The organism is Adlercreutzia sp. ZJ242 (assembly GCF_011038995.1).
Taxonomy (GTDB): Bacteria; Actinomycetota; Coriobacteriia; order Coriobacteriales; family Eggerthellaceae; genus CAAEEV01.
Genome location: NZ_JAAKEE010000002.1, coordinates 63,204 through 82,634 on the forward strand (window position 1 = coordinate 63,204; position 19,431 = coordinate 82,634).

The following is a 19,431-nucleotide window of genomic DNA, read 5'->3' on the forward strand; positions in this document are numbered from 1 at the left end:
AGCGTCGTATGCCGCGCATCCCTAGTCAAGGGCACGGAGGCAACAGGCCGCGTCCCTCAACGCGCTCGCTGCGAAAAGAGGGCTTAAACGAGGAGCAAGCACCCGAAGGAAGCAGAAGCGAAACTGAACGGAGGAGAACTATGTCTGACACGGTCGAGTACCACTGGGGCGAGACCAACGGCAAGCAGTACAAGCGCGGCTCGCGCCTGCCGAAGAAGACCGACACGACACCCGCCGCACCTGCGGCCAAGACGCCGGACGTGCCCTGGACGTGGGAGGAGGACGGCATGACCGTCATCCGCGGCACGGCGCGAAGCGCCCCGGGATGCCATAACGTCTGCGGCATCCTGTCCTACGTCAAGGACGGCAAGCTCGTGAAGGTGGAGGGCGACCCGGAGGACCCCTACAACCAGGGGCGTCTGTGCAGCCGCTGCCTCTGCATCCCCGACTACGTCTACCACGAGGATCGTCTCCTGTACCCCATGAAGCGCGCCCGCGAGGACCGCGGCAAGGACAAGTTCGAGCGCATCACCTGGGATGAGGCGTATGACATCATCGTGCGCGAGTTCAAGAAGGTCGCCGACGCCTACGGCGCCGACAAGATCGCCATGTGCCAGGGCACGGGACGCGACATCCACCAGGTGACGCGTCTGAACGCCTGCATGGGCTCCCCGAACGAGGGCGTGCCCTACTTCGCCGGCAACTCCTGCTACCTGCCGCGCATCGCGTCGATGGCCTGCATGCTCGGCGGATCATGCGTCATGGACTGCTCGCAGTTCCTCCCCGAGCGCTACGACGACCCGCGCTACGTGGTGCCCGAGTACTGCATCATCTGGGGCCACCAGCCCTTCTACTCCAACGCCGACGGCTTCTACGGCCACTGGATCCTCGACCTCATGAAGCGCGGCATGAAGATCGCCGTAGTTGACCCCAAGCTCACCTGGATCGCGGCGAAGGCCGGCGAGGACTGGCTGCGCGTGCGCCCCGGCGGCGACGGCGCGCTGGCCATGGCCATGCTCAAGGTCATCTGCGACGAGAAGCTCTACGACCAGGACTTCTGCGACAAGTGGGTCTACGGCTTGGAAGCCGTCTGCGAGCGCGTGGCGGACATGGACCTCGACGACCTGTGCGAGAAGGCTTGGGTCGCCAAGGAGGACGTCATCCGCGTGGCGCGCACCTACGCCGCCTCCAAGCCCGCGGCCATCCAGTGGGGCGTGGCCCTCGACCAGCAGACCGGCGGCCAGCAGGCGGCGCACGCCATCACCGCCCTGTGGTGCATCACCGGCAACCTCGACGTGCCGGGCGGCAACGTCATGGCCGACGCGTGCTGGGGCATTGAGCAGCCGAACTGGGTTGGCACGTGGGGCTGGGACGAGCTCATGACCCCCGAGGAGCAGGCGAAGCGCATCGGCATCGAGCGCTACCCCATGTTCGCCGTGGGCTTCAAGAACCTCTCCTCCAACGCCACCATCGAGGCGTGGCAGCGCGGCGAGATCCCCATCCGCGCAGCCTACATCACCACCAACAACTTCCTCGCCACCATGGGCGCGCAGGCCATCCAGCAGCTCGAGTGGTACAAGCAGCTCGACTTCTGCGTGGTGTCCGACCTGTTCATGACCCCGACCATGATGGCGCTTGCCGACGTGGTGCTGCCGACCGCCACCTACGAGGAGCGCAACGGCTTCGGCGGCCTCAACGCCTACCGCATCAGCTGCATCAACAAGGCCATCGAGCCTGTCGGCGAGACGAAGGCCGACAACACCATCTTCCTCGAGCTCGGCAAGCTCCTCACCGACGCCATCAAGCCCGAGAACAACGACATCGCCTGGCCGTGGGACACCGTCGAGGAGATGTGGGACTACGCGCTCGAGGACGGCGGCTTCACGTGGGAGGAGCTGCGCGAGGCAACTTGGAAGTACCCTGAGTTCAAGTACCGCAAGTACGAGACGGGCGACCTGCGCCCTGACGGCGGCCTCGGCTTCCGCACCGAGACGGGCCGCGCGGAGATCTACTCCATGGTGTTCCACCACACCTCGTGGTCGGGCCTCGACCCGCTGCCGAGCTACGTGGAGCCGGTGGAGAGCCCCTACTCCGCCCCCGAGGACGTGGAGGAGTACCCCTACGTGGTGACCTCCGGCGCGCGCGTGCCGCACTTCTTCCACTCCGAGCAGCGCCAGATCAAGAAGCTGCGCGCCCTGCACCCCGACCCGCTGTGCTACATCCACCCCGACACCGCCGCCAAGCACGGCATCGCCGAGGGCGACTGGATGTGGCTCGAGAACAAGCACGGCAAGTGCAAGTACAAGGCCGCGTTCGACGACGCCTACGACCCGCGCGTCATGCAGTGCGAGCACGGCTGGTGGTTCCCCGAGCGCAAAGACAAGGCCGAGGAGAACGTCGAGAACGAGATGGACGGCCTGTTCGGCGTGTTCGAGTCCCAGATCAACAACCTCGTTCCCTTCGACGCGGGCGTATCAGGATTCGGCTCCAACTACAAGTCCATGATGTGCAAGGTCTACAAGGCTTAACCACCGCAGTCGAAAGGAGAGAAAACCATGGCTTATCAGGGAATTCTGGTTGACGTCAACTACTGCACCGGCTGCGAGGCATGCGTCTTGGCCTGCCAGCAGGAGAAGGGCTACTCCGAGAAGGAGTTCGGCATCACGATCAGCAAGCTCGGCCCTTTCCACATCGAGCCTGACAAGAAGCACTACGAGTACGACTTCATCCCCCAGTTCACCGAATGGTGCGACCTGTGCGGAGAGCGCCTCGCGAAGGGCAAGAAGCCGTCCTGCGTGCAGATGTGCCAAGCGCAGTGCATGGAGTGGGGTGACGTCGCCGAGCTGGCGAGCAAGGTCACCAGCCCCAAGCAGCACGTCATCTGCATCCGCGAGGCTTAAGGCCCGCGCCCTGGCAGGGAACCAGCCCGGGCGGCCCCCACATCCCCGCCGCCCGGGCTTTCCAGGGGCTGCGCAAACCCGCTTCGCGCCGAATTCAAGCGCCAGGCCGTGCAGCCCCGCATAACGAGCGGGCAAGGTGCCCGCAGAGAGGAAGGTACACCATGGGAATGGAAGACATCGTCGAGCGCCTCGACCACGTTGACGTGCGCGCACCGCGCGAGTTCAGCCACGCGGTCACCCCGCTCGAGCGCGAGCAGGGCCGCATCGACTGGCGCGTGCGCAGCTCCGAGAACATGCGGAAGATGAAGACCCATACCATCAACGACATCTACCAGAAGTAGCGCCTGCGGCGAATAGCAACGCAAGGCGCGCGATCAGGCGAGAGGCACGAAAGGACCGACGCCCCGCCGCCTCTCGCAACACACCCTCATCACATCCCGACAAGGAGGAATCCATGGCAGACAACAAGATCATCGACATCAACATGCATTTCTTGCCCACCGACCTCTTCACCAACGAAGAGGTGCTCAACGGGTTTCTGTACTCCGCCCCCATCACCATGGGCCTGAAAGCCTATCGGGGCAAGACTCCCGACGGCACGAAAGACCAGATCGTGCTCGCCACCGAGGACGGCAAGGACATCCTGAACTACGTGGAGGGCGACTACACGCTCGAGACGAAGCTCAAGGCCATGGACGAGGTAGGAGTCGACATCGCCCTTCTGCGCATGCCGGTGTGGCAGGAGTGGCTGCCGCTCGACATGTGCAAGATCGTGAACGACCAGGCAGCCGAGATGTGCCGCCAGTCAGAGGGACGCCTCTACGCCAATGCGGTGCTCCCGCCGTGGGGTCGCAAGGAGGACATCTACGAGCTGGAGCGCTGCCTGGGAGAGCTCGGCATGGTCGGCGTGCAGTTCGCCTGCAGCTATGGCGACAAGTTCCTCGACGACGAGCTGTTCAAGCCCTACCTCAAGGTGCTCAACGACAAGAAGGTGCCCTGCGTCATCCACCATACGCCCGGCCAGAACGCCTTCAGCAACTTCGCCGACTACACGCCGCTGCGCCGCGAGCTCGGCCGCATCCACGTGCAGGCCGCCGCGGTTGGCCGCGAGATCTACTCGGGCATGTTCGACGAGTTCCCCGACCTCAAGTTCATCCACACGATGTTCGGCGGCAACTGGTTCGCGCTCAAGGACCTGCTCGCCCCGCACGTGTCGGTGAAGAAGAAGGAGGCCATGAACCGCCTGGCCACCAACGTCGACCGCGAGGCATACGACCGCTACCTGCAGAACAACATCTACTTCGACATGACACATCCCATGAGCTGGAGCAAAGATCAGCTCGAACTCGCCGTAAAGGCATGCGGCGCCGACCACCTGCTGCTGGGCTCTTCGTTCCCGGTGTTCTACGAGTGGATGGCCCGCTCGGTAGGCTCGGTGAAGGCCCTCGACGTCACGCAGGAGGAGAAGGACCTCATGCTGGGCGGCAACGCAGCGCGCATCTTCAAGCTGTAATCACGCGAACTAAAACGAGGGGCGTGCGTACGCGCGTCCCTCCTTCCCAAGGAGGGGAATCATGAGCAATCCTAACGCTGCCGCAGCCGGCGCTGCGGCAAAGCCCGTAGAGAAGACCCCGTCGTACGCGTGGGCCTGCCTCGCCGTGTCGCTGCTGGCGGCCGTGTCCATCGTGTTCGCGTGGATGTGGCTCCCGGGCATCACGTTCCCGGTGTTCAAGAACTGGCTGGCGGCCAACAACCCGCTGTTCCAGAACCCGGCGAACTTCAGCCTGCTGTCCAATGTCATGGGCCTCGTGCCCATCGGCGCGCTCATCATGGCGCTTCCCACCACGTTCATCGTGCGCAAGTGGGGCGCCAAGGTCGGCACGCTCGCCGGCCTCGCGCTCTCCATCATCGGCACCGCGATCAGCGCCGCCACGGTCGGCTCGAACTTCTACGCGTTTCTGGCCGGCCGCTTCATCCTCGGCCTCGGCCTGTCCACCACGGTAGTCTCCGGCCCCACCTGCGTGTCCATCTGGTTCCCGGACTCCACGCGCGGCCGCGCCATGGCCATCTGGTCATGCTGGGCACCCATCGGCATCTTCCTGTCGAACTTCGTGAACGACAGCGTCTACAACCTCGTCGGCCAGTCCATGAACAACCTGCAGTGGGCGTGGTGCGCGCTCATCGTCGTCGTCGCCATCGCATTTGCCGTGCTGTTCCGCGCCCCGCGCGAGAACGAGCGCTCCCAGGTGTCTCCCGAGCGCAAGCCGCTCAAGGACGTGCTCGTGTACTTCAAGAGCCGCCAGTTGTGGTGCCTCATCATCATGTTCGTGATCTTCAACTACATGAACTACGCGTTCTCCCAGTACCTCAAGACCTGGCTGCAGACGCCTGAGCTGCTCGGCGGCTTCGGCTGGGACGCTGCCACCGCCGGCCTGTGGGGCGGCCTGATCTGCGCCTGCGGCGCGCTGGCCCCCATCGGCGGCCTGATCCTGGACAAGACCCCGCGCGACAAGAAGTACATCTGCGTGGTCGTGGGCATCATCGGCCTGACCATCTGCTCTGCGCTTGCCTTCAAGGCCGAGTTCTTCATCCCCTACGTGCTGTTCTTCTGCATCGGCAACATGATGCTGAACGCCTGCTGCCGCCCGCTCGTCCCGACCTTCGTGTTCAGGGGCGGCCAGACTGCCGTGGCCTTCGGCCTGTCGCTGCTGACGCTTGGCCAGTACGCCGGCCAGATCGCCACGAGCTACGTGCTCGCCCCGTTCAACGAGGGCCTCACCGCCGCCTCTAACGTGGCCATCAACGCCAAGGTCGCCGTGCTCGCCGGCGGCGGCACCCCGGCCGACTTCGGCCCCGCCATCGGCGCCGCCGTGCAGGAGGCCATCGGCCAGGGCATCCACGTTGACCCGATGCTCGCCTTCTGGGCGCTCGTGCCGGTCGGCGTCGTGGGCATCATCCTGAGCCTCGGCGTGAAGCCGGCTAAGAAGCCTGCTGGCGCTGGCAAGCCCGAGGGCAAGCCGGCCGCATAGCGCGCCGCCCGCCACTTGCCCGGGCGCTGCCCCTGGCGAACAGCGCCCGTCAGGGGCGCGCCCATCCTCCATACGGCGCGCCCCGCCTTGCACGACCCCTGCGCCCCAGCGAAGCCACGCAACTCGCTGGGGCGCTTCTGCGAAGAGAGGACGACCATGACCGAGGCACGCCGGGGCACGCGCTGCGCGCCCTGCAGAGGATGCGGACGATGCTTCATAGCCGCCGATGCAGCCAGCGCCGATGTTGAAGCGGGAGCCCGCACCGCCGGTAGCCCCGAGGACGTCGACGCGAGCACGGGCGCCACGAGCTTCGCTGATGCAGCCCGCAAGCTTGACGACGGGAGCAGCCCTGCGCCGCCCGCCGTCGCCGCCGCCCCCGGGACCGCTGCCATCCCCGGGGCTGCCGCCGCCCCCGGGACGCCACGACGTCCCCGCTCCCCCTTCGCCACCTTGAAGGCAGCCGACGGAGAGGTCGACGCCACGACGGGCGCCACGCCAGGCGTGTCCGCAGCCTGCAAGGAGTTCGGCATGGATGATTCCGCCGCCTTCGCCGCCTCCCGCGGCGTCAAGCCTCCCGGCCAGGCGTAGCGCGTCTCCCCCTGCCTGCCGCAGAATCGAGGGGGACCCCAAGGGCGTTGCCTGGGTTATAATCCTTGAGGCGTTATCATGAGGGGGAGGAAGGAAGCATGGCTGACGTCGAATCTGACGAACAACGGGGCGTATCCGCGATGGAGCTCCTGGGCATGGTGGGGCTTGCCCTGTTCGTGGGCTGGACGCTCGTGTCGTTCTACTGGCTGTTCTGCGACTTTCCGCCTGGCGCGCCCGTTGACGCGCGCGACTTCGCGCAGATGTGGATCTTCGTCGGCACGCCTGCGGGCTACGTGGCCCTCCACGCGCTCGGCAAGTCGCCGCAGTTCAACCTGTTCTCGCCGCCTTGCGTCTCGGCAGGGGTCATAGGCAGCGTCGCCCTGCCCCTCATGGCGTTCGCCCTGTACGGCGGCATGCTCGTCCCGCTGGGCCTGATCTACGCCGTGAACTTCCTCGCGGGGCTGTCGTTCGCCTACTTCAGCGTAGCGTGGCTCGACGTGTGCAGCCGCCTGAGAACGAGCCAGTACGGCCGCTTCACCGGGCTGGCGTTCGGCGGCGGCGTGCTGTTGTTCGGCCTGGCCGCCATCTCACCCGAGAGCCTTCAGCCCGCCTTCAGCTTCGTCTACATCCTCTGCTCCGTCGGCCTGCTCGTGTTCGCCACCGAGCACGTCGACGGCAACGCCGATCGCGCGCCGCTCGAGTCCACGTCCGACACCTGGCGCTTCACCGCCGAGATCGAGCCGTCTTTCTTCATGTTCGGCGTGGTGTTCGCGCTCACCTTCGTGTACCTGTTCAACTCCGGGCAAGCCTACGTCCTCACAGGGCTTCTGTTCGCGCTCCCAGGCGCACTGCTCGTCGCCGCCCTCTCCATGCTCCACCACGAGGTCGGCATCACCTCCATCCAGCGCATCCTCGTCTTCGTCACCGTGGCCGCCTGCATCGCCACGCCGTTTCTGGAGGGGTGGATGCAGCTGGGCTGCTCGTGCGTGGTGATGATCGCATGGGCGCTGTTCACTTGCGTGAACTACGCGTTCATCGTGAAGAAGAGCGCATCGGTGCGCGACGTCCCGCTGTTCCGCCAGGCTCCGATGCGCCTGTGCGTCGCGGCGCTCGGGTTTGCCGCCGGCTGGATCATAGCCACGGTGGCCACGATGGCCTTCGGCGCGCACGCCGGGGCGTTCACCACCATCCGCCTCGTGGTGGCCGTCGCCCTCGTGGCCACCGTCATGGCGTTCTTCCCCGTGAAGAACCACCACGAGGTCGACGGCAGCTCGCCGGACGAGAGCGACCGCGCGAACGCGACCACCACGGTGGTGAGCGTGTCGATGAGCGAGGCTGAGCTCTTCGCGGCGCGCTGCGCTGCCGTGGCGAAGCTCTACCAGCTCTCGCCGCGCGAGTCCGACATCCTGAAGTTCCTGGCGAAGGGCCGGAACGCCGCCTACATCCAGGAGAAGCTCACCATCTCCCCGCACACCGTGAAGAGCCACATCTACAACATCTACCGCAAGCTTGACATCCACTCCCAGCAGAAGCTCATGGACTTCGTGGAGGAGTTTCCCCTCGACGCGAAGGACATCGCGGGACGCTAGGGGGACTTTTCACATCCTCCCAGTTCAAGGCCTCATACCAACGTACTGATTCCTCTCTTTGCATACTCATGTGGCTATGGCGCCCACCAGCGGGCGTGCCATACTCACCGCAGCCTTTCGGGGGAGAGGCCGCTCAGGGAAGACACCTGGGCGCCGCGCTCCCCTAGCCGCGCGAGGCAGACACTCGCGCAGCTACGAGGCTGGCGGGCAAGACGCCGCGCCGGCCTCGCGAGGGATCGCCCGGAGCTTCTGCGCCGGGCGCACCATACGAGAGGAGTTGCGATGGTAGAAACCACAATCGAAGCCAAAGACCGCGACGACATTGGCACCACCAAGGAGGAGAACCAATTCAACTTCGGCGCTGGCGAGCGACCCGAGATGCAGGACTGGAAGCATCCAGGCGAGTGGCAGTACATGGAGGACGGCATGCTCGTCACCCGCACGTCCGTGTGGTCGGCCCCCGGCTGCCACGAGGGCTGCGGCGTGCTGGTGTACTCCGACCCGGAGACCGGCCGCTTCATCAAGTGCGAGGGCGATCCGGACGACCCGTACAACCGCGGTGCGCTGTGCCCGCGCTGCCTGGCCTTCAAGCAGGTCGAGTTCCATCCCGACCGCATCCTGTACCCCATGAAGCGCGCCGGGGAGCGCGGCGAGAACAAGTGGGAGCGCATCACGTGGGACGAGGCGCTCGAGACCTGCTACAAGGAGTTCCGCCGCATCGCGATGACCTACGGCGGCGACTCCATCCACTGCCTGCGCGGCACCGCCCGCGACAACCAGTGGCAGGTCGGCCGCATCGCGAACACAATGGGCTCGCCCAACGAGTACGGCTTCCTGTCCGGCACCGCCTGCTACCTGCCGCGCCTGTCGCTCATGATCATGACGTACGGCGGCATGCTCATCGCCGACTTCTCGCAGTTCACGGCCTTGCGCTACGACGACCCCGAGTGGGTGTGCCCCGAGTGCACCATCGTCTGGGGCTGCAACCCCACCATCTCCAACCCCGACTTCTTCATGGGCCACTGGGTGACCGACGCCATGAAGCTCGGCTGCAAGCTCATCTCCGTTGAGCCGCGCGTGACCTGGCTCGCCGCGCACGCTGACATCCACCTGATGCTGCGCCCCGGCACCGACACGGCGCTCGCGCTCGGCATGATCAAGGTCATCGTCGACGAGGACCTCTACGACCACGACTTCGTGGAGAAGTGGACCTACGGCTTCGACGAGCTGGCGGCGCGCGCCCGTGAGCTGTCGCTCGACGAGGTCGAGAAGATGACCTGGGTCCCCAAGGAGAAGATCGTCGAGGCCGCGCGCATGTTCGCCAACGCCCACCCCGCCAACGTGGTGTGGGGCCTGGCCGTCGACATGCAGTCCCAGGGCACGCCCTGCGCTGCCGCCATCGCCGCGCTGTGGACCATCACCGGCAACCTCGACATCCCCGGCGGCATGTGCTACACCGCCGCCCCCATGGGCGTCGACCAGCCCTCCGCAGGCGCCTGGGGCATCTACGACCTCATCGACGAGGAGACGCAGAAGAAGCGCGTCGGCTGGAAAGAGTACCCGATGTACCGCTACGGCCTCACCCAGGCCATGCCGGACATGTGCCTCGAGGTGTGCGAGGCCGGCGGCGTGAAGGGCGTCTGGATCCAGACCTCCAACGGCATCGCCTGCATGAGCTGCGAGACCGACCGCTGGTACAAGGCCATGAAGAAGCCTGAGTTCATCGCAGCCTGCGACGTGTTCATGACCCCGACCATCCAGTCCTGCGCCGACATCGTCATGCCGGTCCAGACCTGGGCCGAGAAGCACTCCGTGCGCGCGCACTACTACTTCCTGTCCGCCATCACCGGCGGGTGCGCGGCCGAGGGCGAGGCGCTCTCCGACTGCGAGATCAACCGCCGCCTCGCGCAGTACTTCGACAACGACGACGAGTTCAACAAGGCGATCAACCGCCCCGAAGGCAAGCAGCGCACCTGGCCGTGGGCGACCGAGGACGAGGTGTACGACGAGATCGTCAAACCCTCCGGCTTCACCTTCCACGAGCTCATGAAGCAGGGGCCGGTGTACCAGAAGTACGTCTACAAGAAGTACGAGAAGGGCCTCATGCGCCCCGACGGCCAGCCGGGATTCAACACCCCCACCGGCCGCATCGAGTTCTACTCCACGCTGTTCGAGGCGTACGGCTACGATCCGCTGCCCTACATCGAGGAGCCGGGCATCGGGCCGGTGTCCACGCCCGACCTCTACGAGGAGTACCCGCTCATCATGATCACGGGCGCCCGCACCACCTCGTTCTTCCACTCCGAGCATCGCCAGATCCCGTACCTGCGCCAGCTCACCCCCGACCCGTGGGTGCAGATCAACCCCAAGACCGCCGCTGAGCACAACATCAGCGAGGGCGACTGGGTGTGGATCGAGAACCACCGCGGCCGCTGCCGCCAGCGCGCCCGCATCACCTACGAGGTGTCCGAGAAGGAGATCGCCGCGCAGCACGGCTGGTGGTTCCCCGAGCAGGACGGCGCTGAGCCGAACCTGTACGGCTTCCGCCAGTCCAACATCAATCAGCTCCTGGCGAACAAGCCTGGCCGCACCGGCTTCGGAGCCGACCTGAAGTGCACTCTGTGCAAGATCTACCGCTGCAGCGAGGAGGACCTGTAATGGCACGCAATGGTATTTTGGTTGACTATCAGTTTTGCACCGGCTGCTACTCCTGCGAGGTAGCCTGCCAGGCCGAGCACGAGCTGCCGCTCGAGCAGTGGGGCGTGAAGGTCATGCAGAACGGCCCGTGGCCCATCAAGGACGCCGAGGGCAACCCCACCGACCGCTACGTCTACGACTTCATCCCGTCGTTCACCCGCATCTGCGACCTGTGCGCCGAGCGCCTCGAGAAGGGCAAGCTCCCCTCGTGCGTGTTCCACTGCCAGGCCAAGTGCATGACGTTCGGCCCCGTCGACGAGCTGGCACGCAAGCTTGACGACAAGTCCGAGCAGTACCTGTGGGTCCCGCCTTGCGCTTAAAGGCGCGATGACTCACCGCGTTGTTACCGTCCTCAGCCAGGCCCGGAGCTTGGCTGAGGACAAGAGAGGGGGCGCGTTCGCTTCACGCCCCCTCCTCGAGTTTCACCGAGAAGGAGAGCCCTCATGAAGATAGACGAGCTGAAGGCGCAGATCGACGTCTCCCCCGTCGGCGACCGCGCAACCCTGCAGAAGATGTTCCTCTTTGCGACCGCAGGAGGCGACATCCTGCCCTGCTTCGCCGCCTATCTTGAGCGCTCTAGCACCTACCAGGAGTTCTTCAACGAGGTCTACCGGGACGAGAGCCAGAAGCGCACGCTTCTGTGGGCCGAGTGCGCCAAGCTCAACCGCCGCAACTGGCTGGCCTTCTTCGAGCCGAAGATGCTCATCGAGAAGCTGCGCATGAAGACCGACGGCCTGCCCGTCCAAATGGGGTCCGCGGTCATGCTCGCGCCGACGGGAAGCCGCGACAACATCGCAAACCTCTACGTGTTTCCCGCTGACGGCTTCAACCAGAAGGCCGCCGAGTTCGTCACTTCCCTCGGCGGCAAGTTCACCGTGGCCGACTACGACTTCTTCGGCATCTACGGCCTGTACAAGTACCGGGGAAACGTCATCTTGGAGGAGTGGCAGGTCGAGGCCGAGCCGGCGTACAACCCCGAGCCCGAGGGACCCTGCGGCCTTTAGGCGGCCGACGACGGCTGCTGCCGGCAAGGGCCACCCGTGGCTCAAAGCACGCCGGCAAGGGCCACCTGCGGCTCAAAGCGCGCACGCGAAGGCGCACCTCACGCGGAGAAAGCAACGCCTGTATCTGTAACGCATACGTAAAAGAGAAAGGTTGGGGATCATGGAGGAGAAAGACCGCTCCGTCGTCAACAACAGAAAGCCTCGCCCCATAGCCGAGTCCAACATCACGCTGAAGGAGGAGAAGACGCCTCGCTACGCCTGGGTCATCTGGCTGACCACGTTCCTCATCAGCTTCGCCGCGCCCATGGCGCAGTTCAAGATCGTATCCATCCCCCTGTACTTCATCTACATTCCCGGCGTGAGCCCCGAGGGCTGCTTCGGGCTCGACGCGGGCGGCTTCGGCATGCTCATGACCATGGTGTCGCTCATCGGCATCGTGCTGGCCTTCCCCGCCGCCTTCATCTGCCGGCGCCTGGGCCTGCGCAACACCATCGCGCTGTCGGCCCTCGGCGTGATCGCGGGCGGCCTCATCGAAATCGCGGGCGGCGACAACACCCTCACCATGATGCTCGGCCGCTTCTTGGAGGGCACGGGCATCGGCCTTGCGGGCGTGTCGGCCCCGACGCTCATCACGCTGTGGTTCCCCGACAAGACGCGCGGCATCGCGCTGGGGCTGTGGTGCTGCTGGGTGCCGCTGTCCATCACGCTCGACTCCCTCATCTGCCCGCCTTTGGCCGCGGCCTTCGGCTGGCAGGGCGTGTTCGGGTTCGTGGTGGCCTTCGCCACGGCAGCGCTCGTGCTGTTCTGGGTCTGCTATCGCGTGCCGGAGGGCGAAGGCGCGTCCTATAACGTGGAGGGCACGTTCGCCGAGTGCGTCAAGCTGCTGAAGAACGTGCAGATCTGGCTTCTCGGCCTGGTGTTCGTGGTGTTCATCGCCGGTCAGACCGGCATCGTGAACACGTACCTGTCCACGTTCCTGCAGAGCGCGCCGCCAGCCGGCTACGGCTGGACCGAGGCGTCGGCTGGGCTGGGGCTCGCCGTGGTCACCGGCATCAGCCTGGTTGCCAATCCCGTCGGCGGCGGCATCATGGCGCGACTCCCCCACCGCATGAAGCGCATCATCCCCATGGGCGTGGCCGTGCTCTACCTGTTCTGCTTCTACCTGATGTTCCAGACCGGCTCTGAGGCGCTCGTGTGGGCGGGCATCGTGCTCATGGGCATCTGCGCCGGCTTCGGCGGCGGCGGCCTGCGCCCCTTGGCGCCGGCCATCATGAACAAGTCGGCCATGGCGGCCACGATGGGCATGGCGGTGCTGCAGTTCGCGCAGTGCATCGGCAACTGCTTCAGCCCCATCTACGGCGGGCTCATCGACGGCGGCGCCACCTACTGGGACGCATGCCTCTACACCATCATCCCCTTGAGCATCATCATGCTGGTGGCGGCCTTCTTCATCCGCCCCGGCAAGGACAGCCCCGTGCGGGACAAATAGGACAAAAGCACGAGACGGGGGCGAAGCGGGGGCGATTGCCACTCCGGCGCCCCCCTCGCACGTCACCGAGCGAGCGAAGCGCCCCCTTTATGTCATCCTATGCAACATGGAGTCGCCTTCCCGGGCGCGGTGCGTTCGCATGCACGCTCCCCTCGCGACCAGATCCTTCGGCTCCGCGCCCTGCGGGCGCTCCGCTCAGGATGACATAAAGGGGCATTCTCCCACCTGGGACGACGCGGGAAGATGCGCTGCTCGGGGCAGCATGGGAATGTGCCTTGACCAGAGCAGCGTAGGAAGGCACGTTGACCAGGATGGCATGGAAGGGACGCTACCCAGGCGGCATGCGAAAGGTACGTTGCCCAAGGTGGCATGGAAGGGATGCCTTGATCGTGGAGATTTGGGGACTTTCGGCGCGATTTTCCCCTTCTCGCCTCGCGCGCCTGATTCTTCCTTCATACTAGTCGGCTGCTTCACGCGAAATTCTTTCTCGTTTCTCTTCACGCTCAGGCGGCCATGTGGAAGCCGCCCTCGCTTGCAGATTTCAGAAAGCGGCTCGAGTAAAGCAAAGAGCACCCCACGGGGATGGGTGCGACGGCGCCGCGCAAACGCGGACCGGAAGAGAAACGACGCAATCACCAAGCCTGCGAACACGCGGGGCGGCGCTGTGCCGCGCCCGTCGCATGCCCTGGGCACGTGCGTCATGAGAGAGAAGGAGCAACTCCCCCATGACTGAACCTATCGAGAAGGATCTGACCTGCGAGGCTGCCGAAGCGACCGCCGAGGTTGCCACCTCGGCCGCAGTCGAGGCCGCGGCCGAGGTCGAGGTCGAGCCGGCAGCGGAGGCCGCAGCCGAGATTGAGGCCGAAACCGAGGTCGAAGTTGGCGAACCTGCTGCTGAGAACGCGACCGAACCTGCTGCTGAGACCGCAGCCGAACCGGTTACCGAGGCTGCCGAAGCTGCGACTGAACCGACTCCCGAAGCTGAATCCAACTCTGATTCCATCGACAACGGCAGCGACGCCACTGACGCCATCGAAGCTGCCGACAGCGACGACCCCGCTGACGCCGACAGCTTCGCCGACGCCGACGACAACGCCACCGACGCCGACAACCTCACCGACGCTGACGCCGAGGACGAGGCGGACCTCGACGAGCTCGACCCCGAGGAGGCGGCGGCCGAGACCGAGGAGGCCGACGTCGACGTCGCCGTCACCTTCGCTGACCTGGGGCTGTCCGAGGACGCCCTGCGCGCCGTGGAGAAGCTCGGCTACGAGAACCCCACGCCCGTGCAGGAGCAGGCGATTCCCGTGGTCCTCGAGGGCCGCGACCTCATCGCCGCCGCCTCGACGGGCACGGGCAAGACGGCCGCCTTCCTGCTGCCGCTTCTGAGCAACCTGCCCCGCGCCGGCCGCGGCAAGCGCGCCCCGCGCGTGCTGGTGGTCACGCCCACGCGCGAGCTCGCGCAGCAGATCGCGTTCACCTGCATCAAGGTGGCGCGCGCCACCGGGCACTTCGCCACCACCGTCTACGGCGGCACGCCCTACGCCCCGCAGATCCGCGAGATCAAGGGCGGCACCGACGTGCTCATCGCCACGCCCGGGCGCCTGTGCGACCTCATGGAGCGCGGCGTGGTCGACCTCACGCAGATCGGCGCGCTCGTGCTCGACGAGGCCGACCGCATGCTTGACATGGGCTTTCTGCCCGACGTCACCACCATCGTGGAGGCGCTGCCGAAGGAGCGCCAGACGCTTCTGTTCTCCGCCACCATCGACCAGTCCATCGAGAAGAACCTCGGCTCGCTTCTGCACGACCCGGTGATGGTGCAGATCGCGCACCGCGGCGAGACGGCGGCCACCGTCGAGCAGTTCATCATGCCGGTCCCCTACAGGGAGAAGCAGGCGCTGCTCGAGGCGGTGCTGCGCGAGAAGGGCCACGAGCGCGTCATCGTGTTCGCGCGCACCAAGACCCGCTGCGAGGAGTGCGCCCAGGCGCTCATCGACGCCGGCTTCACCGCCGAGTCCATCCACTCTGACAAGAAGCAGGGGCAGCGCCGCCGCGCGCTCGACGCGTTCCGCAAGGGCCGCACCGACATCCTCGTGGCGACCGACGTGCTCGCGCGCGGCATCGACGTGGTCGGCGTCGACCACGTGATCAACCTGGACCTGCCTGACATGCCCGAGGACTACGTGCACCGCATCGGCCGCACGGGCCGCGCGGGCGAGTCGGGCTACGCCATCTCGTTCGTGAGCGCCAACTCGCGCCGCATCCTGCGCGAGATCGAGGACCTGATCGGGCGCGACATCCCCGTGATGCCGATGGAGACCTACGAGCTCGACCTCTCCATCCTCGAGAAGGGGAAGAAGAAGCGCAAGCCGAGGCGCTCCGAGGGCGAGCGCAAGGGCTACAAGGGAGAGCTCGACTGGCAGCGCGAGCGCGCCCGCGAGGAGCGCGAGCGCGCCCGCGAGGAGCGCGAGGAGCGCCGCGAGCGCCGCATGCTCGAGGAGAAGGGCATCATCCCCCGCGAGGACCGCAGGCGCGACGACCGCGGTGGCAGCCGCCACGACGACCGCTTCGAGCGCGGCGAACGCCGCGACGGGAGGCGCTTCGAACACGACGACCGCCAGCATGGCGAGAAGCGCGGCGGGTTCGACAGACGCGACGAGCGTCGGGACGACCGCCGCGGAGAGCGCCGCTTCGACCGCAAGGACGAGCACCGCGGCGAGCGCAGCTTCGACCGCAAGGACGAGTACCGCGGAGAGCGCCGCTTCGACCGCGACGAACGCAAGGGCGGGTTCAAGGGCCGCGACGACCGCGGTGAGAAGCGCGGCGGGTTCGGTGAGCGCAAGGGCGGGTTCGGCCGGAAGGACGATCGTCGTGACGGCGAGCGCCGCTTCGACCGCGACGACCGCAGGCGCGATGACCGTCGCGGCGGGTTCGACAAGAAGCGCGAAGGCGAGCACGGCGGACGTCGTTTCGACCATGATGACCGCAAGGGCGGCTTCAAGGGCCGCGATGACCGCAGGCATGATGATCGTCGCGGCGGGTTCGCCGGCAAGAAGCGGGATGACCGCCGTGACGGCGAGCGTCGCTTCGACCGCAAGGACGAGCGCCGCGGGGAGCGTCGCTTCGATCGCGACGACCGCAAGGGCGGCTTCAAGGGCCGCGACGAGCGCCACGGCGGAGAGCGTCGCTTTGACGACCGTGGGCGCGGCGGACGCGACTTCGACAAGAAGCCCCGTCGCTTCGCCAGCCGCGACGGGCAAGGCTACCAGGGCCCCAAGAAGCACGACGCGGGCAAGAGCAAGCCGAAGCGCGACGCGGGCGCACCCGCGAACCCCAACGGCATTCGCGCGTTCGGCGAGCGCAAGCTGCGCGAGAAGTACACGCGCATCAAGTAGCGCCCGTCACGCGAGCTGGTAAAAAGTTCGCGCCAACTGACGCGAACTCATCCGCAGACAAGGGAAGGAGCCCCGCGGGGCTCCTTCCTGTCTCATCTGGTCGCGCCAGCTGCGCTTGGCACGTGCGCGGTTGTACTTCACGTCGCCCTGCGCGCCATGCCCGCAAGCGAACCCGTTGTAGCGCGGCTTCTTCGCCAGCGTGGCCTCCTCAGCCGACTGCCGCCACACCACGTTCGCGTTGCCGCGCGCGTCCGCGCGTCGCTTCTTCGACATGCACCCCACCTCCTTCAACTGCTCGGGGACATCAGCGCGATCATATCACACGCAGCCCCCTTTGCCTACGCACGCCCGGCCCCCTCGTCCACAAGACCGCGACCATCCTCGTCTCGCGCCGCCGCCTGCGCACGTAGCTACGTCCTGCCAACAGCCCGCAGCGTCTCCGCACGAGACAAGGGACTGAAGCATCAGCATGGCCTCTGTGTCTGGCGGCATAATCGAGCGGCCGCACATCAGAACGACCGCCAGCGCGCTACCTCATTGGCTGTCGTTCATCGGTTATCGCACTTCATTTTGGATTTAACTAGTAATTGCTAGCTTATATCAATATACGAGCATTCACTTGGTTAGAAACATCTGGGACAAGGTTGCTTATCCTTAAAGCTCACATCGCTATTACCAGCATATGCCAGCATTTTTACGTTTATATCTAGCGTTTACTTATTTTATATTTATACTAGTCCTTACTAGTTATCGTGTGTTTTGCGAATCGTAACGAGAGGAACGTCACCATGCCGAGACCAGCAGGACCCGCCCGCGACACGCGCAACGACATCCTCAACGCCGCCATGGAGCTCTTCGCAACGCAGGGGTTCGCCGCCACTACCGTGAAGGACATCGCGACGCGCGTCGGCGTCAAGGACGCTTCGCTCTACAACCACTTCAAGAGCAAGCGCGCCATCTTCGAAGCCATCATCGAACGCGAGCTCGCGCACCTCCAAGATCTCTCCGACCAAGACAGCGCACCCCATGAGGTCGGCGCACCCCGTGAGGCGGCCATCGATCCCGCATCCTCTCTCGCGCAAAGCGACGACGAACTCGAAGCTGTGATCTTCACCGGCTACCGTCCCTTCTTCGAAGACGCCGGGCTCATCTGCCTGCGCAAGATGCTCACCGTCAACCAGTTCGAGGACCCGCACGCAGGCGAGCTCTACCAAGCCGTATTCATCGAGCAGCCCCTGCGCCTGCAGACTACGCTCTTCGACCGCATGGTATCCCAAGGACTCTTCGCGCAGTGCAACGCGCGCCTCGCCGCCTATGAGCTCCACGGCGCTGCGTTCGTCCTCCTCAGCCAGAACCTCTCGTGGACCGAGGCCATGCCGCGCCTGAGAGCGATCCTGCGCGCCTTCGAGCGAGCCCACCGCGCTGAACACAGCACTCACCGCAATATCTGACACAGTACCCGCCACAGTACCTGACGCAGCGTCCACCGCATCACCTCCTCGCTTCGTTTCTGCACGCTGCCCTGACGCAGCACTCATGTACGCTACCCCGACACGACGCTCATCATGCTCTGCCATCCTGATCTGCCTCTCTTCGTGCGTTGCCGCAAATGCAGCGCACCAGCTCATCCGCGAATGTTTCACGTGAAACATTCGTTCGTTCATTGGAGTACGCCTTCTCACATACGAAACGAGCGTCATGCGTCTTGCGCGACACGTTGCGTGATACGTCGCTTAGGCTTGGGGTTGGATCAAAAGGGTGCTTACTGCTACCTTTCGCTACCTTTCGGAAAAGCTACCCCTGGATTTAACTCGTCATCCGCGAATGTTTCACGTGAAACATTCGTTCGCGCGAGGTGAGGCAACGGCCCGCAGGCTGCAGCAACCTGCATGCGACGCCCGCCACGCAACAGCGCGTTGCTTTACGTATGCCGCATATCATGGTTGAATGTGAGGGCACTCTCACGAAAGGAGCCCCCATGGCTATCGGAAACGCCATCGCAACGCATCGCAAGGCACGCGGACTCACCCAGGAAGAGCTGGCGCGCAAGCTCTACGTCACGCGGCAGGCCGTGTCACGCTGGGAGAACGACGAGACGACACCCGGCATCGACATGTGCAAGCTCATCGCGGTCACGCTCGACGTGCCGCTCATGCACCTCGTGGAGGCACCCGAGAGCATCGACGGGTACTGCCAGAGCTGCGGCATGGGATTCTTCGGAGATCCCGAGACGCACGGGACCAACGCCGACGGAAGCGCGTCAGACGAGTACTGCACGTGGTGCTACCAGAACGGCGCATTCCAAGGCGAGGAGTCGATGGACGACCTCATCGAGCGCTGCGCGCCCTACATGATGGAGTCCACCCACGTCAGCTACGAGGAGGCCGTTTCCATCATGGGAGCCATCCTCCCCCACCTCAAGCGCTGGCAAGAGGAGGGCGCTTCCGCCTAATCCCAAGCACACGCACGACCCGCAATCCGCAACCCGCTTTGCGTTTCGCGAAACGCGCTTCTCATATCGTGATTGCGGGTCGCGATTCACGAGCTACAACCCAGCGTTCCGCTTTGAGGATAGTGATCTGCGGATCGCGTTTAGCAGATTGAGTTTCGCGAATCGTACCCAGCAAAACACGTTTTGCGAAACGTGTTTTGCGAAACGCAACCGTTAAAGCCGCCCTGAATTTGGCGCCTGTCGGCTTCTTAGCCGGCGGGCGCCTTCTTCTTTTCGGAATACGAG

15 protein-coding genes are annotated in these 19,431 nt (G+C 65.3%); 14 read left to right on the plus strand and 1 reads right to left on the minus strand.

Annotation, left to right across the window (positions count from 1 at the left end; translation table 11 throughout):
- Nucleotides 1–140 precede the first annotated feature (140 nt).
- The 12 genes from G7Y49_RS01075 to G7Y49_RS12440 all read left to right on the plus strand — a co-directional run bounded on the left by G7Y49_RS01075 (nucleotide 141) and on the right by G7Y49_RS12440 (nucleotide 16,694).
- The gene (locus G7Y49_RS01075; protein WP_165170376.1) at nucleotides 141–2,528 is read left to right on the plus strand and encodes a molybdopterin-dependent oxidoreductase; all 2,388 of its coding nucleotides are present in this window, start codon (nucleotides 141–143) and stop codon (nucleotides 2,526–2,528) included.
- Nucleotides 2,529–2,555: 27 nt separating this feature from the next.
- Nucleotides 2,556–2,900 (plus strand): oxidoreductase, encoded by a 345-nt coding sequence (locus G7Y49_RS01080; RefSeq protein WP_165054510.1) that lies wholly within the window; start codon nucleotides 2,556–2,558, stop codon nucleotides 2,898–2,900.
- 161 nt (nucleotides 2,901–3,061) lie between these two features.
- Entirely contained in the window at nucleotides 3,062–3,241 is a 180-nt protein-coding gene (locus G7Y49_RS01085; protein ID WP_165170378.1) for a hypothetical protein, read from the plus strand.
- A 113-nt stretch (nucleotides 3,242–3,354) separates the two neighbouring features.
- On the plus strand, nucleotides 3,355–4,413 hold the full coding sequence (locus tag G7Y49_RS01090; protein ID WP_165170380.1) for an amidohydrolase family protein: 1,059 nt from the start codon (nucleotides 3,355–3,357) through the stop codon (nucleotides 4,411–4,413).
- Between the two features lie 61 nt (nucleotides 4,414–4,474).
- A complete protein-coding gene (locus tag G7Y49_RS01095; protein WP_165170382.1) occupies nucleotides 4,475–5,929 on the plus strand; it encodes a nitrate/nitrite transporter in 1,455 nt (484 codons plus the stop codon).
- A gap of 156 nt (nucleotides 5,930–6,085) precedes the next feature.
- Nucleotides 6,086–6,517, plus strand: a complete 432-nt coding sequence (locus tag G7Y49_RS01100; RefSeq protein WP_165170384.1) for a hypothetical protein — start codon at nucleotides 6,086–6,088, stop codon at nucleotides 6,515–6,517.
- Nucleotides 6,518–6,615: 98 nt separating this feature from the next.
- Nucleotides 6,616–8,106: a helix-turn-helix transcriptional regulator gene (locus G7Y49_RS01105; protein WP_165170386.1), complete on the plus strand. Its 1,491-nt coding sequence runs from the start codon at nucleotides 6,616–6,618 to the stop codon at nucleotides 8,104–8,106.
- A gap of 282 nt (nucleotides 8,107–8,388) precedes the next feature.
- The gene (locus G7Y49_RS01110) at nucleotides 8,389–10,764 is read left to right on the plus strand and encodes a molybdopterin-dependent oxidoreductase (protein WP_165170388.1); all 2,376 of its coding nucleotides are present in this window, start codon (nucleotides 8,389–8,391) and stop codon (nucleotides 10,762–10,764) included.
- Nucleotides 10,764–11,123, plus strand: a complete 360-nt coding sequence (locus tag G7Y49_RS01115; RefSeq protein ID WP_165054481.1) for a 4Fe-4S dicluster domain-containing protein — start codon at nucleotides 10,764–10,766, stop codon at nucleotides 11,121–11,123. The genes G7Y49_RS01110 and G7Y49_RS01115 overlap by 1 nt, the downstream gene beginning before the upstream one ends.
- 123 nt (nucleotides 11,124–11,246) lie before the next feature.
- Complete coding sequence (locus tag G7Y49_RS01120; protein ID WP_165170390.1) at nucleotides 11,247–11,807, plus strand: hypothetical protein; 561 nt, start codon at nucleotides 11,247–11,249, stop codon at nucleotides 11,805–11,807.
- A 160-nt stretch (nucleotides 11,808–11,967) separates the two neighbouring features.
- Nucleotides 11,968–13,296: a CynX/NimT family MFS transporter gene (locus G7Y49_RS01125; RefSeq protein WP_165170392.1), complete on the plus strand. Its 1,329-nt coding sequence runs from the start codon at nucleotides 11,968–11,970 to the stop codon at nucleotides 13,294–13,296.
- A 725-nt stretch (nucleotides 13,297–14,021) separates the two neighbouring features.
- Nucleotides 14,022–16,694: a DEAD/DEAH box helicase gene (locus tag G7Y49_RS12440; RefSeq protein WP_206214500.1), complete on the plus strand. Its 2,673-nt coding sequence runs from the start codon at nucleotides 14,022–14,024 to the stop codon at nucleotides 16,692–16,694.
- 6 nt (nucleotides 16,695–16,700) lie between these two features.
- On the opposite strand, the gene G7Y49_RS01135 is transcribed toward G7Y49_RS12440, so the two are convergent.
- Complete coding sequence (locus G7Y49_RS01135) at nucleotides 16,701–16,967, minus strand: hypothetical protein (protein ID WP_165170395.1); 267 nt, start codon at nucleotides 16,965–16,967, stop codon at nucleotides 16,701–16,703.
- Nucleotides 16,968–17,482: 515 nt separating this feature from the next.
- Between G7Y49_RS01135 and G7Y49_RS01140 the strand changes: the two genes are divergently transcribed.
- Both G7Y49_RS01140 and G7Y49_RS01145 read left to right on the plus strand, forming a co-directional pair.
- Nucleotides 17,483–18,145 (plus strand): TetR/AcrR family transcriptional regulator, encoded by a 663-nt coding sequence (locus G7Y49_RS01140; protein ID WP_165170397.1) that lies wholly within the window; start codon nucleotides 17,483–17,485, stop codon nucleotides 18,143–18,145.
- A 527-nt stretch (nucleotides 18,146–18,672) separates the two neighbouring features.
- Complete coding sequence (locus G7Y49_RS01145) at nucleotides 18,673–19,146, plus strand: zinc ribbon domain-containing protein (protein ID WP_165170399.1); 474 nt, start codon at nucleotides 18,673–18,675, stop codon at nucleotides 19,144–19,146.
- Nucleotides 19,147–19,431 lie beyond the last annotated feature (285 nt).

Coding starts and splice junctions, on each gene's coding strand:
- G7Y49_RS01075 (WP_165170376.1), top strand. CDS start 141: ATGTCTGACACGGTCGAGTACCACTGGGGCGAGACCAACGGCAAGCAG.
- G7Y49_RS01080 (WP_165054510.1), top strand. CDS start 2,556: ATGGCTTATCAGGGAATTCTGGTTGACGTCAACTACTGCACCGGCTGC.
- G7Y49_RS01085 (WP_165170378.1), top strand. CDS start 3,062: ATGGGAATGGAAGACATCGTCGAGCGCCTCGACCACGTTGACGTGCGC.
- G7Y49_RS01090 (WP_165170380.1), top strand. CDS start 3,355: ATGGCAGACAACAAGATCATCGACATCAACATGCATTTCTTGCCCACC.
- G7Y49_RS01095 (WP_165170382.1), top strand. CDS start 4,475: ATGAGCAATCCTAACGCTGCCGCAGCCGGCGCTGCGGCAAAGCCCGTA.
- G7Y49_RS01100 (WP_165170384.1), top strand. CDS start 6,086: ATGACCGAGGCACGCCGGGGCACGCGCTGCGCGCCCTGCAGAGGATGC.
- G7Y49_RS01105 (WP_165170386.1), top strand. CDS start 6,616: ATGGCTGACGTCGAATCTGACGAACAACGGGGCGTATCCGCGATGGAG.
- G7Y49_RS01110 (WP_165170388.1), top strand. CDS start 8,389: ATGGTAGAAACCACAATCGAAGCCAAAGACCGCGACGACATTGGCACC.
- G7Y49_RS01115 (WP_165054481.1), top strand. CDS start 10,764: ATGGCACGCAATGGTATTTTGGTTGACTATCAGTTTTGCACCGGCTGC.
- G7Y49_RS01120 (WP_165170390.1), top strand. CDS start 11,247: ATGAAGATAGACGAGCTGAAGGCGCAGATCGACGTCTCCCCCGTCGGC.
- G7Y49_RS01125 (WP_165170392.1), top strand. CDS start 11,968: ATGGAGGAGAAAGACCGCTCCGTCGTCAACAACAGAAAGCCTCGCCCC.
- G7Y49_RS12440 (WP_206214500.1), top strand. CDS start 14,022: ATGACTGAACCTATCGAGAAGGATCTGACCTGCGAGGCTGCCGAAGCG.
- G7Y49_RS01135 (WP_165170395.1), bottom strand. CDS start 16,967: ATGTCGAAGAAGCGACGCGCGGACGCGCGCGGCAACGCGAACGTGGTG.
- G7Y49_RS01140 (WP_165170397.1), top strand. CDS start 17,483: ATGCCGAGACCAGCAGGACCCGCCCGCGACACGCGCAACGACATCCTC.
- G7Y49_RS01145 (WP_165170399.1), top strand. CDS start 18,673: ATGGCTATCGGAAACGCCATCGCAACGCATCGCAAGGCACGCGGACTC.